16 protein-coding genes are annotated in these 16,769 nt (G+C 44.3%); 3 read left to right on the top strand and 13 right to left on the bottom strand.

Annotated features, from left to right (window positions below; all coding sequences use genetic code 11):
• The first annotated feature begins 197 nt into the window (after positions 1-197).
• Complete coding sequence (locus OCU87_RS04275; protein WP_261857888.1) at positions 198-2,312, top strand: tetratricopeptide repeat protein; 2,115 nt, start codon at positions 198-200, stop codon at positions 2,310-2,312.
• Between the two features lie 98 nt (positions 2,313-2,410).
• Here the strand turns inward: OCU87_RS04275 and flgL are convergent, their stop codons facing one another.
• The 13 genes from flgL to OCU87_RS04210 all read right to left on the bottom strand — a co-directional run bounded on the left by flgL (position 2,411) and on the right by OCU87_RS04210 (position 15,434).
• Positions 2,411-3,601 (bottom strand): flagellar hook-associated protein FlgL, encoded by a 1,191-nt coding sequence (gene flgL / locus OCU87_RS04270; protein ID WP_062688100.1) that lies wholly within the window; start codon positions 3,599-3,601, stop codon positions 2,411-2,413.
• A 13-nt stretch (positions 3,602-3,614) separates the two neighbouring features.
• A complete protein-coding gene (flgK, locus tag OCU87_RS04265) occupies positions 3,615-5,498 on the bottom strand; it encodes a flagellar hook-associated protein FlgK (protein WP_261857887.1) in 1,884 nt (627 codons plus the stop codon).
• Positions 5,499-5,659: 161 nt separating this feature from the next.
• Positions 5,660-6,625 carry a flagellar assembly peptidoglycan hydrolase FlgJ gene (flgJ, locus tag OCU87_RS04260; protein ID WP_083540800.1) on the bottom strand — a complete coding sequence of 322 codons (966 nt, stop codon included), beginning with the start codon at positions 6,623-6,625 and terminating at the stop codon, positions 5,660-5,662.
• A gap of 63 nt (positions 6,626-6,688) precedes the next feature.
• Complete coding sequence (locus OCU87_RS04255; protein WP_390960453.1) at positions 6,689-7,780, bottom strand: flagellar basal body P-ring protein FlgI; 1,092 nt, start codon at positions 7,778-7,780, stop codon at positions 6,689-6,691.
• Between the two features lie 26 nt (positions 7,781-7,806).
• Entirely contained in the window at positions 7,807-8,583 is a 777-nt protein-coding gene (flgH, locus tag OCU87_RS04250; RefSeq protein ID WP_062688158.1) for a flagellar basal body L-ring protein FlgH, read from the bottom strand.
• A 32-nt stretch (positions 8,584-8,615) separates the two neighbouring features.
• Positions 8,616-9,404, bottom strand: coding sequence for a flagellar basal-body rod protein FlgG (gene flgG, locus OCU87_RS04245; protein ID WP_062688097.1), 789 nt, complete (start codon positions 9,402-9,404; stop codon positions 8,616-8,618).
• A gap of 20 nt (positions 9,405-9,424) precedes the next feature.
• Complete coding sequence (flgF, locus tag OCU87_RS04240; protein ID WP_062688096.1) at positions 9,425-10,174, bottom strand: flagellar basal-body rod protein FlgF; 750 nt, start codon at positions 10,172-10,174, stop codon at positions 9,425-9,427.
• 224 nt (positions 10,175-10,398) lie between these two features.
• Positions 10,399-11,700 (bottom strand): flagellar hook protein FlgE, encoded by a 1,302-nt coding sequence (flgE, locus tag OCU87_RS04235; RefSeq protein ID WP_062688095.1) that lies wholly within the window; start codon positions 11,698-11,700, stop codon positions 10,399-10,401.
• A 28-nt stretch (positions 11,701-11,728) separates the two neighbouring features.
• Entirely contained in the window at positions 11,729-12,445 is a 717-nt protein-coding gene (gene flgD / locus OCU87_RS04230) for a flagellar hook assembly protein FlgD (RefSeq protein WP_062688094.1), read from the bottom strand.
• A 16-nt stretch (positions 12,446-12,461) separates the two neighbouring features.
• Positions 12,462-12,878, bottom strand: coding sequence for a flagellar basal body rod protein FlgC (gene flgC, locus OCU87_RS04225; protein WP_048899751.1), 417 nt, complete (start codon positions 12,876-12,878; stop codon positions 12,462-12,464).
• 3 nt (positions 12,879-12,881) lie between these two features.
• Positions 12,882-13,277 (bottom strand): flagellar basal body rod protein FlgB, encoded by a 396-nt coding sequence (gene flgB / locus OCU87_RS04220; protein WP_062688093.1) that lies wholly within the window; start codon positions 13,275-13,277, stop codon positions 12,882-12,884.
• Positions 13,278-13,580: 303 nt separating this feature from the next.
• On the bottom strand, positions 13,581-14,408 hold the full coding sequence (locus OCU87_RS04215; RefSeq protein WP_062688092.1) for a protein-glutamate O-methyltransferase: 828 nt from the start codon (positions 14,406-14,408) through the stop codon (positions 13,581-13,583).
• A 102-nt stretch (positions 14,409-14,510) separates the two neighbouring features.
• The gene (locus tag OCU87_RS04210; protein ID WP_094955856.1) at positions 14,511-15,434 is read right to left on the bottom strand and encodes a chemotaxis protein CheV; all 924 of its coding nucleotides are present in this window, start codon (positions 15,432-15,434) and stop codon (positions 14,511-14,513) included.
• Between the two features lie 130 nt (positions 15,435-15,564).
• Between OCU87_RS04210 and flgA the strand changes: the two genes are divergently transcribed.
• Positions 15,565-16,272 (top strand): flagellar basal body P-ring formation chaperone FlgA, encoded by a 708-nt coding sequence (gene flgA, locus OCU87_RS04205; protein ID WP_083540798.1) that lies wholly within the window; start codon positions 15,565-15,567, stop codon positions 16,270-16,272.
• A 105-nt stretch (positions 16,273-16,377) separates the two neighbouring features.
• On the top strand, positions 16,378-16,707 hold the full coding sequence (flgM, locus tag OCU87_RS04200; protein WP_261857886.1) for a flagellar biosynthesis anti-sigma factor FlgM: 330 nt from the start codon (positions 16,378-16,380) through the stop codon (positions 16,705-16,707).
• Positions 16,708-16,769 lie beyond the last annotated feature (62 nt).

Raw genomic sequence — 16,769 nt, 5'->3', positions numbered from 1 at the left:
GCTTATTGCCACCCCATGCATTTAGCAATAAGTGTGCCAAAAAACTTAAATATTTATTTTCAATAACTTAAAATAAATCACAAAGAAAAGAATAACCGTAGTGGCAAAGGGGTGCCTATTCCCGCTCAAGAATTCCCTGTAGGTACACTTCTTGCTTTATAATCAGCCATAACTATAGCTGTAGCTGAGAATAAACAATGACGAGCGAGACAAGTAATACGTCCTTAACGCTAGAAGAGGCGTTTAACTTAGCGGTGGAACATTACCAAAAGGGTGAAAAAGAGACGGCGAGAAATATCTTCGAGCAAATCCTCGCTGCCTCCCCTGACTCTTTACCTGTTTTACAAGTACTCTCTGTCTTGGATATGGAAGATCACGATTTTACTGCCGCTGAAACAAAACTTCGTCATGCTCAGAGCCTAGCGCCTCAAGATCTTTCTCTTATTCTCGATCTTGCTATTGCCATTAAAGCCCAAGGCCGCAACAAAGACGCATTGAATTTTACAGAAGATGTTTTATCCCTCGATCCAACGAATGCCACTGCATTGCAACTGCGGCAAGAGCTTACCGCGCTAATGGGGCAACGTGGTGCCAGCAAACGCGATCAAAAACAGCTCGATCAAATAAAGCAACATAAAGCACAACAACTCGATACTGAGATTGCCGAAACACTTGCAGTTGCCGAGACCTTGATGACTCAAGGTCAAAATGAGCAAGCCGAACAACTCATTGTTGCGATTCTATCGTTAGATGAAAATAACCGTGATGCGATTCATAAATGGTCACAGTTGTTGATGGTACAAGAGAAAAATATTGAAGCTGCCCACCAGCTCAAGCGATTACTATCGATCAATCCTGCCGATGAACTTGCTGCACTTTTATTATCCAAAGTGTATGCCCGACTAAATCAATATTCAGAAGGCCGACTCGTTTGCCAAAACTTCGTCCGAGAAGCTGGCCAACATGCGCAAATTGAAAAACAATGGCTCGTCATGTGCGTCAAAGACAAACAGTGGATCCAAGGTGAAACTCTGGGCAAAGCGTTAAAGCAACGCTATCCAGAAGATAACGATATTTGCTATTTGTACACCTTATGTAGCTTTCATTTATTACGAAATCGTCATAACTACACACCAGAAGCAATGCAAGCCACCATAGATTGTATTGATCAAGCCATGGTGGGAGCATCTCAAAAACGACTCAATGAATTACTCAGCTACAAAGCCGAAGTCACTTGGTACTTAGGCGATATTCAACAAGCAGAGAGCTATTTTACTGATGTTTTTCGCATGACTCCTGACAATTTACAAATGCGCTGGCTTCAGCATATCTTGTTTTTACACCGCAACAACTGGCAAGAATACTACCCAGCTTATGAACTGGGTATTGAGCTTGATGAGCGTGTTAATCATACGAGTGACATGCCTCGCTGGCACGCAAGCCTATCAACAAAAGAAGAAACGGTTATTGTTCTACCTGAACAAGGCGTTGGTGATGAAATCCGTTTTTATCATAACCTCAACTTTATTATAGAGCGTGTGAAAAAGGTATTTGTCGCTTGTGATCAGCGACTTGTCCCTTATTTATCACTCGCCTATCCTACGGTTAGCTACATTCCGCTAAAACGCTCTCAAGAAAAGCACTTACTTGATATTCCAACCGAGGTTGTTCAGCAATGTACGAGCTGGATCCCTGCGGGCAGTCTTGGTGGTGAAATCTATGGAGAAAAGGGCAAACACTGGGCTAAACCTCATTATGGTGTATTTCCTGCCGACCTAAAGCAGCAATGGCAAGACAAGGTTGATACCCAACATTCAGGTAAAGGGCTCAGAATCGGCATCAGCTGGCGAAGCGGTCTAGGGTCTGCATCCCGTAATATTAACTTCTTGAAAACCCATGAAGTTGCGCACTTTATTAAGCAATTTCCTGATGCTAGCTTCTACAACTTGCAGTACGGTGAGTGCAGCAAAGAATTGAAAAAAATAGAGAAGCTAAGCGGCGTGAAAGTGATTCAGCTTGAAGGATTAGATCTGCGTGATGATTTCCTCGCCACTGCTGCCGTTATGAATTCACTTGATATTGTCTTTACGGCACCAACCGCTGTACATATGTTAACCGTGACGACAACCACTCCTTGTTATGTTTATGGTGCCGGCTCAAATGAATCGAACTTTGCAGAGCCAACGGAGTACTTTGGCGATATGAATGAGAAACAGGAGTTTTTCTTCCGCTTCCCACCAATGATGGGGAATAAATACCCTATGATTGAAGCCATCAGCCAGCGTATTAAAAACGACTTTGCAGATCAATAAGTAAACACGGTAAACCTAGCACGATCAAAAAAGCCTTTGCTTACTCGCAAAGGCTTTTAGGACAGGACTGCGTATATCGTCCTTTTCATCTAGGTGCTTTAAATATAATTAAACAAATTCAAATCTTTTGTCTTCGCAAACGCTTGTTGCGATGCTTGCAGAGACATCATGTTTTCGTTCAATTCAATTACCGCACTTGGATAGTCCAAATCCTCTAATGTGCCACGAGCTTCACTCATGACAATCTTAAAGTCTTGATGCATATCTTCTTGGCGGTCCAATGTTTGTAAGCGTGTACCTACCTCTGAGCGCACCCGGTTAATATGTTTAAACCCTTCAGACAGTTCAGCGGCGACCTGGTGTAATTCTGCACTGGCCGATGCATCTGATACACTGCTATCAGATAATTCGATACCACGGCGAAACGCTTCAAAAACATTGACATGCTCTTGGCGATTTAGGCTAATTTTATCGCCATCTTTAATTTCGCCTTCTAAATCAACTTGTAACGTTCCCCACTGAATCCCAGTATCCGCCTCGTATTTACCTTGCTGCACCGATACTCCGTTTTGGAATAACTCATAGTTGGTTCCAGCTGCAGTATTGGTAAAGGTCACGTCATACGCGGCTTTATCAGCGTTGTTAGTATTGGTCGCGTTAGATAACAGCAGCAGAGAGCCACTTTTTAAATCATAGTCAGGCTGATAATCACCATAGGGGTTAGCAACCTCTAAAAAGAGTTTATCGCCAGCATCGTTAATGGGTACATCAACCGATGCTGAGACTTTAGCCATACGTTGATAACTGTCACCCGCATAAGCCACAACACCATTGTTATCGCGAAAGAAAGGTTGTTTATTGTAACGCGTACCAGCAAACACAAAGTTGCCAGATTCATCTTGGCTGTTCACTACGTTCATGAACGAGTCGTATAAACCCTGCATATCTTGCTTATGCGCAATACGGTCATCGGCTGATAGTGAACCGTTGACCATCAGCATGGATTTTCGCTTTGCTTCATCAAGCAAATTTTCAACTTCAGCAACCGCTGTTTCTTCATTATTAAGACGGTTTCGTGCCATCGTGATGCTTTTCAGCGATTGATCTATTTGAGTATTTTGTTGATCGAAATTCTGAATATAAATCGATGAAACAGGGTCATCACCAGCCGTTAATAACCGTTTGCCGGATGCTAACTGCTGCTGATTTTCAGCAACTTTGACTTGTTGGCGATTCATATCATTCGCAACTGAACGATAGTTATGGAAGGTAGCCATACGAGTGATCATATCAAGTTACTCCCTAGCGAGATGCATTCAGCAAGGTTTCAAAGGTTTCATTCGCCACCGTCATAATACGGGACGAGGCGGCATAAGACTGTTGGAAGCGCATCATATTGGCAGCCTCCTCATCAAGGTTGACCCCTGATATTTCAGCCACTCGGCTTTCAGCGGCATCTTTTTCCACTAAGCCCACTTCACGTAAACGGCTTGCCGATGCTTTTTGCACTCCCATATCCGTATTGAGCCCTTCGTAGACATCCAATACCGTAGAGCGGCCATCGTTCATTACCTTTGCCGTTTGCACATCCTGCATTTTTATTAGGTTACCGTTATCACCCACCGCAGCATTTAAGTTAACCGCAAAGACATCGTTACCCAGTGCGCCATTACTTAAGCTAAAACTGGTACCGTTTACTGTTACATCTCCTGCTGGCGGGTACGTCTGTGGTGCCTGCAAAATTTGCCCTTTCATATCAAGTACAGCGAACTGGCTGGCATCAGGTGAAATAGCTACTTGGAATTCACGTAATGCACCTGGGGTTGATACCTGTAAATCAGCAGTACCATGCGCTTTTGTTGCTGAACTCATGTAACTTTGCGCTGCCAGTTTAGCTGGGTCATCCATGGTTACACGGATTTCGCTGGCAGAAGTACGTGTTGGGCGAATTAAAATCGGTTCACCAATCCCAATCGGTGCTGCAATTTCAATTTCTAACCCATCGACGCTAAATTTAGGGGGAGTGCCACTTGGCATCACGGTTTGACTCTGGCCATCAGGTGAAACTAACTTGTGTTGGCTACCATCAAAACTTAGTTGATATTCGCCCGACTTTAACGCTTTAATATCATCAATATAAACGTTGACTGCCGCCGTAGAACCTTTCGGGATCAAGGCGCGTGACCCCGCACTTTCGGGGCTATTTATATCATGGAAAATATTTTCTCCCACTTGGCCTTTCAAGTCTAAACCTTGCGATTGCAGTTCATTCATCGAGTCGGAGAAACCCACCGCAATACGGCCCATTTCGTCCATTGCTTGTGCTAACGTTTCATCTCTAAACTGAAATAATGCAGCCAGTTTGCCACCAATATCATCATTACGAATCGTTTTAAGTGATTGGCCTTCAACCATAGCAAGCTGGGTTTGACGCGGATCGGGATTACCATCCACCATCTGTAATTGGCTCGACTCAGTACCTGATACTAGCGTATGGCCACTGCCAATCATGATGTTGAAGGTTTCTTCATTCTTGCGAGTCACCGTCACTTTGGTGTATTGCGACAATTCATTGATCAGTGCTTGATGGCGATCTAATAAATCATTGTCAGCGCCCGATGTCGGGGTTTTGATAATCGCTTTATGAATATCCACCAGCTCACGACCGATATCATTGACTCGATTCAGCGTACGCCCTAGCACTTCATTAGTTTCAGTTTGCTGCTGCGCTAAAACCTTATGATTGTCATTAAGGCCAGCCGCAACCAGTTTGGCTTTTTCTAATACAACTTTACGGCTACCAATGTCACTCGGGCTATCCGCCATACCTTTGATGGCGTCGTACCATTGGTTCATGTCTTCTGGAATTTTTTTGGCACTGTTTGCCAACATATTATCCAAACGCCCCAACTGCCCTTCGCGTTCGCTGGCGTAATTCAGGTTCGTCGTCGTGAGGTTTAATTCATTGGTGGCAAATTGATCATAACCACGGCGAACTTCTGCCGCATGCACACCCGTACCGTACTGATTGCCGCCCCACCAAATTGGATCATTGGTGCTCTGAACAACTGACTGACGGCTATAACCTTCAGTATTAACGTTATTAATATTGTGGCTAGTGGTGTTGAGCTGACGCTGAGCGGTTAAAACGCCCTGCGACCCCATATTGAGTAGGTCAAACCCCATCTCGCCTCCAGTAAATTGTTCATGAAAATACGATTAATGCAGACTTAAATGCAATATTCGAGCCAACTAAACAAAACTAAAATCAGTACCTTACAGAAACAAAAAAAGCACCTTACTTTAGGTGCTTTTTGCTGACAATAAACCAGTGGCTTCGCTGATTATCACTTCATCATACTGGTGACTTTATCCATCACACTAATAACTTTTTGTGAGTAATTCGGATCGGTAGCATAACCGGCTTGATGCAAGTTACGAATAAACTGACGTGGATCTTGCGGGGAATTCAGGGCGTTTTCATAACGTGGGTTTTGATTCAAAAAGCGCACATAATCGTTAAAGCTGTCTTGATAGTCGTTATACGAACGAAAAGCGGCTTTCTCTTGCACCGCGATACCGTTATGAAACTCCAAGGTATTAGTTGCCACTTTGCCACCTTGCCAGCGTGGATCAGCCTTAATGTTGAATAAGTTATTACTAGAACCCGCTGCATTCTTAATGACTTTTTTACCCCAGCCGGTTTCTAACGCAGCCTGAGCAATCAATACCGCCGGATCTGTGCCTAATGCCTTGGCTGCTTTTTCAGCGTACGGTTGCAGCTTACTCACAAACTGTTCTGGGCTATCAAAGGTTTCGGGCTTAGCCTTTGCCATCGGTGGGGCCATCACTGCCGATTGCTGAGCTTGCGACGATTGCATGGCTAAGATCGCGTCATTGGCAGCTTTATCTACCATCGCCTGATCGGGCTTATTACCATTTTTATCAACAGGTAAACGCAACGGAGAATCATGAATCGCATTACGGATAACATCTTCAGGTGGCTTCTCTTGATCGCCACCGAGTTGATTTACGATCAAATCAGCTAAGCCTAATGAACCAGTACTACTAAGCTCACTGGCCATTTGTTCATCGTGCATTTGCTCAAAGAACTTGGTATTACTGCTGCTCATTAAATCCGATTCAAACGCTTCATTCGCTTGGCGCATCGATTTAAACAGCATTTGAGTAAAGATTGATTCAAATTGCACTGCAGCAGCGCGTAACGATCCTTGTTCATCATCTTTGATCCCGGCACGCAAGCGATCAAGGCTTGATAAATCATGAACAAATCCCGCATCTACATTTTTAATCATTATCTTTTCTCAATTGGGTCTTTTTCTACTTGGTATTTCTCAACTTACTCAGAAATACCACTAGATAATAATCAGCTGACCTTCAATAGCACCCGCTTGTTTCAGCGCTTGCAAAATAGCCATTAAATCTGATGGTGCAGCACCGACCTGGTTCACCGCGCGTACTAAGTCATCTAAGCTAACACCTGGGTCGAATTTAAACATTCGCGAATCGGCTTCTGTCACTTCAATGTCAGAATTGGGTACTACTACCGTATTCCCTCCCGAAAATGCATTTGGTTGACTGACTTGTGGGTTCTCTCGGATCGTTACCGTCATGCCACCATGAGTAATCGCCGCAGGTTTTAGCTTAACGTGCTGGCCGACCACTATGGTACCTGTACGGGAGTTAACAATAATCTTGGCAGCGCCTTCGGCTGGGTCAAATTCGAGGTTTTCAATCGTCGATAAAAAAGCAACACGCTGGCTGACATCTCGAGGCGCACGCACTCGAATAGAGGTCGCATCAATCGCTGCCGCCATATCAGGGCCTAAAAATTGATTGACGGTGTCAGACATTCGCTGGGCTGTCGTAAAGTCAGATTCAAATAAGTTAAAAGTCAGGAAATCACCACGACCAAATGGGTTTGGCACTTCTTGTTCAACCATGGCGCCATTACTAATCCGTCCAACGGTTGGGTTATTACCGACAATTTTAGATCCATCGGCACCGTTAGCACTGAATCCACTAACCACTAAACTACCTTGAGCAACCGCGTATACCTTGCCATCAAGACCTTTTAGGAAAGTTTGCAACAAGGTACCGCCGCGTAAACTCTTAGCAGAACCGATTGAAGAAACCGTAATATCAATACTCTGACCTTGCTTGGTAAAAGCAGGTAATGTGGCATTAACGGCAACAGCCGCTACGTTTTTAGTTTTTGGTTTTTGCCCTGCTGGCAATTGAATACCAAAGTTTTGTAGCATGGCACGAAAGCTTTGATCGGTGAACGGTGTGGTTTCACCGGTTCCCGGCAAACCAACAACAAGACCATAACCGACTAATTGGTTACTACGAACCCCAGCAACCTCAGACACATCTTTAATGCGCGCTGCGTGTACTGGTAACGTTAGTAGAATCAACAAGCTGGCTATCAATAGACGGATGTTCACGTTCATGCTCCTAATAAATGCCACAGTTATAAGGTGACGTTAAAGAATCGGCCTAACCAACCTTGTTCTTGAATATCTTGGCGATCACCCGTACCAGAATACTGAATACGCGCATTGGTAATTCGTGTAGAGGTAACCGTATTGTCTTGTGAAATATCGTCAGGACGAATGGTACCGCTAACTCGGATATATTCATCGCCAGTATTAAGTGTTAACCACTTTTCACCGCGTACCATTAAGTTGCCATTCGCTAGCACATCAATAACTTCAACCGAAATTTCACCTTTAATGCTGTTGCTCTGATCAGCTGATGTCGTCCCTGCAAATTTGTTCTGATTTTTCACTTCGTACGACAGTTCTCGCCCAGCAATTTGTAAATTTTGACCACCGATCGCCATAGGATCCATGCTCATATCGGTTTTCTTGTCTAAATCTGAGCTCGCACTTTTTTTCGCTTGGGTCTTTTCTTCAAGCAGTACAGTCACTATGTCACCGATACCACGCGGTTTGGTGTCATCGTATAAGTCTTGTACTTGCGTTTGACTAAACAAAGATCCTGTAGATGTTGCGTAATGCTCTGGCTTTGGCTGAGGGCGAAGACTCGCCCAAGCAGGATCTCCCGCCTGTGGATCGGTACGACGACGCAGCATGTCCACCAAGTCTGTGTCTTTTTCGGTTGAGCCTTCAACCGCATCCACATTGGTGGTCGCTTTTTCAACATCACTGCCAGTATCCGGTGGTGGCGTCAGCATTTCACAGCCCGTAAGGGTCATGATAAACACACCACACAACAGTTTTTTCATCATCGTACAACTACCTTCTTTTCAGTGGCGGATTAGAGTTGCTGATTTACGTAACTCAGCATTTGGTCGACGGTTGAAATCACTTTCGAGTTCATCTCGTACACACGCTGAGCTTCAATCATATTGACCAGTTCTTCCGTCACGTTAACGTTCGATGTTTCTAACATCGACTGACGAACAGAACCTAAGCCATTCAAACCCGGTACACCTTCTTGAGGATCACCACTAGCACCTGTCGGTAGGAAGAGGTTTTGACCAATCGGCTCTAAACCGCCTGGATTGATAAAGTTAACTGTGGTGATTTGGCCAAGCACCTGATTTTCTTGCTGACCACGAATACGTGCCGAGACTTCACCGTCCGTACCAACCGTAATACCGACCGCATCTTCCGGTACTGCCACTTCAGGCTGTAGCACGTAACCAGAACCTGTCGTAACTAATTGGCCTTCATTGTTAATCGTGAACTGACCGTTTCGGGTATAACCGATATTGCCGTCTGGCAGCATGATTTGAAAGAAGCCATCGCCTTCGATCATCATATCCATCGCATTATTGGTTGTTTGGGTATTACCTTGGGTAAATACTTTTTGAGTAGCCACCACTTTTGAACCGGCACCCAACATCAAGCCTGATGGCAATTGTGTGTCTTGCGACGACTGGCCGCCCGGCTGATTAATGTTTTGGTAGAACAAATCTTCAAATACCGCACGGCTCTTTTTAAAACCCACGGTCGAGGCATTCGCCAAGTTATTCGAGATGGTTGAAATATTGGTTTGCTGAGCGTCAAGGCCAGTCTTACTTACCCATAGTGCTGGATGCATCTTAGTTTCCTTCTACCCTATTAACCCATGCGCAGTAACGAGCTTGAGGCCTCGTCCATCTGCTCCGCGGTTTTCATCAATTTCACTTGCATTTCAAAGTGGCGTTGTAGATCGATCATGCTGGTCATTTCGCCCACTGCATTCACGTTACTGCCTTCCAGTGCCCCTTTTAGGACTTTGACATTGGCATCCGCTTCGTAGGTTTTACCTGGTGTTTTCGACTTAAATAAGCCGTTCGCATCTTTGTAAAGTTCATTGTTAGCCGGACGAACCAGCTTCAAGCGATCAATTACTTCCATTGCTTCGGGTGGCGCACCTTGTGGTAATACCGAGATAGTACCATCAGTGCCAATTTGAATTTTACTGATAGGGAGAGGAACAAAAATTGGGCCGCCATTTTCACCCATCATCAAGTTACCATTCGAGTTTTGCAACATACCCGTTTGGTCGATTTTTAAGTGACCCGCGCGGGTATAGGCTTCTTGGCCTGATGGGTCCATCACGGCTAACCAACCTTGGTCTTGAACCGCGACATCTAAATCACGACCCGTCGTCATTACTGAGCCTTGCGAGAAATCTTGGCCTGGGCGTTCAGTCATCGCAAAAACACGACTTGGTAAGCCTTCGCCGTATGCTTGCATGCTGCGAGCTTGTTCAAGATCGGCACGAAAACCCGTCGTTTTTACGTTAGCAAGGTTGTTGGCATGCAGCTGCATACCATGCATGTCTTGCTTTGCCCCACTCATGGCAAGAAATAGCGCGCGATCCATATTACTCTCCCATCATCATATGACGAGAATTAAGCAATAAATATGCCACTATTTAATAGTGTTACTTATCAAAATGTTAGATAACTGGAGGCAAGATATAACGGAAGGGTGCCAATTTCATGGCGGCAGATATGACAAATTTTGCCGCCTTACATAGAGGCGGCAAAATCAATAAAGCAGGATCCGAACTATTTATAAAGATGAATGCTGAGCACTCATACTAATTAACGGATTTGAAGAATAGTTTGTTGTAGCTGGTTATCGACTTCTAGCGCACGTGAGTTAGCCTGGAAGTTACGCTGCGCGGTGATCAAATCAACCAACTCTTGGGTCATATCGATGTTTGATTGCTCAAGCGTACCACTCTTAATCGCACCAAATGCACCTTGGGTTGCTTCACCCCAAATTGCCGCACCTGAGTCCTGGCTCGCTACCCACTGAGTACCGCCCTTAGAAACTAGGCCTTGTTCATTAGGTACACGTACCATACCAACACGACCTAAGGTAACGTTTTCACCATTACTGTAAGTCGCAACGATAGAACCTTTCGGATCGATGTCTACTTTTGCAAGGTAGCCCGTTGTTGCACCATCTTCATTAAAGCGGCGCACCTCAAATGGGGCTGCGTACTGGGTTGGTTCGTCATAATTAAAGGTCAGAGTTTGTTGATCATCACCACCGTTCATCTGAATACCTGCCGCTGCAAAGCTATCAGTAACGATAGGATTACCACCATTGATGGTTTTTACAGAACCGTCAGAGTTAAAGTCTAACACTGTACCTTTGTGACCCGTTGCACTGGTTGAACCGCCATTAGTTACATTCAACGGCTTTTCACCGTCACTATCCGTAACCGTATAGTGAGATACCCAGCGATTTGGCGCTGTATTATCTTTGGTGTAATACGTGCTCATCTTATATGGCTGACCCAGCGAATCGTAAATCGTTACTGAGGTTGATTTGTCGTACGTTGCAGGATCATTGTGGTTAAACAATGACGCATCTTTTGCATCTGCATTGGCAGGTAAGTTCACACCCACTTGCACATTGGTTGATGCACGAGGCTGACCAAATTGATCTGGCACTTTCAACGCCTGTGGTTCGTACGATGTTACTTGATCAGTTTCTGAGTCCACTTTATAGCCAAGCAAGTACTGGTTCTCGGAGTTAACCATGTAGTTGTCTTTGTTTAAGTGGAATGCACCGTTACGGCTTAAACTATTATTTTGTGGTTGTAGGCTATCGTCAGCAACCGCAAAGAAACCACTGCCTGAAATACGCATATCAAGCGGGTTATTAGTGTAGATGCTTGAACCTTCGTGGAATTGCTGAGCAACCACTGAAGTTTGTACACCGCCACCGGTGGTCGTTTTTGCATTCGAAAAAATCGACGATGAGTACACATCACCAAACTCAGCACGCGACTCTTTAAAACCGTATGTATTCGAGTTCGCAATGTTGTTACTGGTAGTATTAAGGTCTTTCTGCGATGCCCCGATACCACTAAGTGAAATGTTAAAACCCATGATCTATTCTCCGAATCCCTAAACCTTATTAAACCTTACCGACTTCTAAAACTTCAGCCAATTTGAATGGTGAATCCAAACCAGCAAGGTTTAGCATGACATTGCCATCACCATTTCCTAGCAAGACGCTATTTACGTTTGCATAGGTTGATACGTCGAATTCACGGCTTTCACCGCCAACCAGACCTGCCGCCTTAACTTGGTATCGACCTTCAGGCAATGGGTTGCCGTTTTCATCCATACCATCCCAATCAAGGCGATGTTCACCTGGTGGTTTCGCACCAAGATCCATTGTCTTAATTAATTGACCTTGTTCGTTTTCAATCCGCACCATCAAGTTATCGAGGGCTTGTGGTAATTTCACCATGCCCGCAACACCACCTTCGATGCTCTTCACGGCGGTTGAACTTGGGATCAGTACATCACGGCCAACGAGCGAAGAAGCTTGTAGTGCTTGGCTTGAGGTCATTGCTGAATTCAAGCTACCAAATTGGTCATTCATTTGGCTGATACCATCAACCGTCGCAAATGATGCCATTTGAGCAATCATTTGGTCATTACCCACAGGTTTAAATGGGTCTTGTTGTGCAAGTTGCTTGGTAAGCAACGACAAAAAGTCTTCTTGCTTTAGCTCATTCTGACCTGTGGTTTTCTGTTCTTCTTGGACCTTTTTATCTTGCATCGCCTTAAGCTGATCAAGATACGTTAGGTTGGAAGCGCCACCTGCACCATTAATACCGGTCATTACTGAAACTCCTTACCTATTTGCCCATCTGTAATGTGCTCATCAGCATTTGCTTACTTGCATCAGCTACTTGCACATTACTTTGATAGGAACGCGATGCAGAAATCATATTGGCCATTTCTTCCATCACATTAACGTTTGGCTTGTAGATGTAACCTTCAGCATTCGCCATTGGGTGAGCTGGGTTGTATTCAGCACGCAACGGCTTTTGGCTTTCAACAATGCCTTTCACTTGGACAGGCACGCTGTCTTCACGGCGGTAACTGGCACTTTGCAATTCCGCCGCAAAAATAGGGTGACGTGCTTTGTACGTTTCTTCTGCAGAACTACTCACACTGTTCGCATTCGCAAGGTTACTTGAAGTGGTATTCAAACGAACCGATTCTGCACTCATGGCAGATCCTGCCACATTAAATACGTTAAATAGGCTCATTTATTATTCCCCTTTCAATGCCTTGGACATGTTCTGAAATTTAGAACCAAGAAAATCTAGTGATGCTTGGTATTCCAGTGAGTTCTGCATGAACAAACTTTTTTCTAATTGAGAGTCGACTGTATTGCCGTCGCCAGTGTCGGGTTGCGTTGGCACACGGTACATTTGCTCGCCCATTAATTTAGTTGAGGCAGAGATATGCCGCTCGCTGGTACGGCTAAGGCCAATGCTTGCCCCAGACTTTGCCGCTTTCAGTGCGCGATCGAAATCCATGTCCTTTGCTTTATACCCAGGGGTATTGGCATTAGCGAGGTTACTCGCTAGAGTTTCTGCACGCTGAGCGCGGATCCCAACCGTATGTTGGTGAATACCTAATGCTTTATCAAAAGAAATGGACATAGCTGCCTCCAATTAACCTGAGTAGTTAAATGCAAAGACAATGCCAAGTTTTAGGTTTGAGGAATATATAAAAATGAAGAATGAAAAACGGCGTCGTTCGCTTATCGGGTGAATCAAATAAGCAGCGCGTAAATAAAGAGGATAAAGGTGGCATTGCCCGCATACATTGGTAGAACAATTAAATGAAGCAATGCCATATTAAAACCAGTACGAAACGTTAGGTCTGCTCGATTGTATCGCTACAACCCAATATTTAGACCACGCCCATACTGATTGCCAGCGTGAGCGCTGGCTGCAACCTGATTATTTTAGCTTGTAGATGATACCTGGGTTACAGCGGATCATTTCAAACTTATCAGTCAAACCAGTTAACGACTCAGATGCACCAAGGAACAAATAACCACCCGGGTTAAGTGATGCCGCCATTTGGTTAAGTACTTTTGATTTCATCTCTGGCGAGAAATAAATCAATACGTTACGACAAAAGATAATGTCGAATTTACCTAATAGCGCGTAACTGTCTTTTAAGTTCTGCGGACGGAAGTTAACCATACGCTTCACTTTGTCGTTCACTTTCATGCGGCCGTCACCATTGTCTTCAAAGAACATACGGCGACGTTCTGGTGATAAACCACGGCTTAATGCTAGGTTGTCATACACACCTGCACGGCAAGTATCTAGCATTGTTTGCGAAATATCTGTAGCCGTTAGACTAACAGTTGGCAGCAAACCTGGACGACGAGCTTGAGTTTCCAAGATTGTCATCGCCAGTGAATACGGTTCTTGACCTGATGAACTCGCTGCAGACCAAATTTTAAGTGGTCGTTTGTTCGCTGCAAGTTCTGGCAGAATTTTATCTGACATCACGGTGAACGGGTAGCTGTCACGGAACCATAAAGTTTCGTTTGTCGTCATCGCATCAACAGCTGCAACGCGAAGTTCGCGATTACGGCCAGTGATCACTTGCTGCAATAATTCAGACAGAGATGATAGCGAAAATCGGCTGACTAATGGACTTAGGCGACTACGCACTAAGTACTGTTTGCTGTCGCCAAGGACAATGCCACACTGAGCTTCTAGAAATCGGCAAAAGTCTTTATATTCTTGGTCTTTTATTGTTATAGCTGTCATCTACTACTCTTTAATACACGGTTGCATTTCAGCGTTTTTTTGTTACTCATGGCCTACTCAGCTAATAAAATCACTGCTTAATAAGCCAATTGTAATCTTTAATTATGCTTCAACTGGCATGGCGGCTTTAACCGCTGCACCGAGTTCATCTGGGTTAAACTTAGGAATGAAGGCATTAGCCCCCACACGCTCAACCATAGCTTGGTTGAAAACACCACTCAACGAAGTATGAAGAATAACGTGAAGATCTTTTAAATTAGGATCGTTACGAATTTCGGCTGTCAGCGTGTATCCATCCATTTCCGGCATTTCGATATCAGAAATAACGAGCGCCAACTGTTCATAGATACTGCTTTCTTTCGCCATTTCACGCAGTTTTACAATGGCTTCACGGCCATCTTTAACCAACACACATTCACAGCCAATCGCTTCAATAGCACGCTGAACTTGTTTACGTGCCACACTTGAATCATCGGCAACAAGTACACGGCGTACTGCCGTAAAGTCTTCAATCAACTCTTCTAGCACTGTATCTGTAATGTCGGTGTTCACTGGTGAAATTTCATCAAGGATTTTTTCAACATCCAAGATTTCCACTAGCTCGCCATCAATTTCTGTCACGGCCGTTAGGTAGTTCGCTTTACCAGCACCTTTTGGCGGCGGCAAAATCGATTCCCAGTTCATGTTGATTATACGCTCAACAGATGAAACCAAGAAACCTTGAATTGAACGGTTAAATTCAGAAATGATAACAAAACAATTATTCAGATCATCGATTGGGCGACCGCCAGTAGCTAGGCTCATATCGATAACAGAGATAGTCTGACCACGGATATGTGCAATACCTTTCACCAATGGGTGCAGGTTAGGCATGGTGGTCAATTTAGGGCACTGTAAAACTTCTTTCACCTTAAAAACGTTAATGCCGTAACGCTGACGTCGGTTTAAGCGGAACGTAAGTAGTTCCAGACGGTTTTGGCCGACAAGCTGGGTGCGCTGATTCACTGAATCAAGTATTCCCGTCATACAGGTGACTCCATCTAAAGATTTTTATATTTAAGCGGGTGATCGCAAGCAATCTATTTGCGAATCACATATTATGGACTTCATCACTTGCGATTTCAGCCCCTGCAATATTGTTAATATGAGTAAAACAGTGACAAATAAAGCACATTTTTCACCCTTATTACTGATAGTCGGCATCTTCGCGATTATCTTTAGCACTATTGTACATGGAACAAGTACAAATTATCTACATACCGTACAGCAAACGGCAGAGGATTTTGTCACTGACAGCCTATCAGCACCACAAAACGGCGAGCTACAAGTAACGGCAACCCAGCTTGATTCACGATTACGCCTCGCTGAATGTACCGTTCCTCTCAATATTTCTGTTCCCGGCAAACAATCAATGACCGGCAATGTCACTGTACTTATCAATTGTCCATCAGAAGGCTGGCAAGTATATGTGCCTGTGCGAGTAAAGCTACTATTACCACGTGTTGTTGCAACTAAACCTTTGCCAAGAGGCACTGTGCTATCAGCATCAGACCTCACCATAAAGCTGGTTGAAAACCGCTTCCAACGCAGTGTTAGCTTTGAAGATCCAAACCAAGTTATTGGTTCTAAAGTAAAACGTGGCGTTAATATGGGCGATACGATTGAAGGCAATGATATTTGCTTGGTGTGCCGTAATGATTCAGTGTTAATCCGTGCAGGTGGTAGTGGACTGAATATTGTCACCAATGGTACTGCGCTAGGTGATGGTGCACTTGGCGAACAAGTCCGCATCCAAAATAACAAATCCAAACGTGTGGTCGATGGTATCGTTACGGGTGTTGGTGAAGTGACCGTAAATTTTTAATTTAGGTGCTAAAGTTATAATATTCACGGCCGATAGTAGATACCCAAGCTACCTCTATTAGGTACTTGAATATTCAATCAGTATTTTGTTCAAAGGGTTAATCTTATGGCAAATATCGATCAGCTCCGTACCGGACAACCAATTCCGACTACGCGTAGTAATCAAACCAAAGTAGGTAGTACATCATCTGATGCGCCATCGACAGCTGCTGCTGCTGCTGCGTCGAGCCCGCGTGTGAAAAATGATGCTGTATCCCTTAGCGCACAAGGAAAAGCAGTGGGACAAATCCACCAACAACTTGCAGCTGAACCCAGTTTTGACAGCGCAAAAGTTGCCGAAATTAAACAAGCTATCGCAGATGGCTCGTACAAAGTTGATGCTGACAAACTTGCATCAAATATGACAAAATTTGAAGATGAGTTACGTGGTATTTAAGGGGAAGTAACCCTTCCCTTTAACCATAACAATTCATAATTTCCTGCTAACCATCGGTAACC

The sequence above is a fragment of the Photobacterium sanguinicancri genome, from assembly GCF_024346675.1.
GTDB lineage: Bacteria > Pseudomonadota > Gammaproteobacteria > Enterobacterales > Vibrionaceae > Photobacterium > Photobacterium sanguinicancri.
Note: the sequence above shows the minus strand (reverse complement) of the source record. Positions and strands in the feature narration are given on the sequence as shown.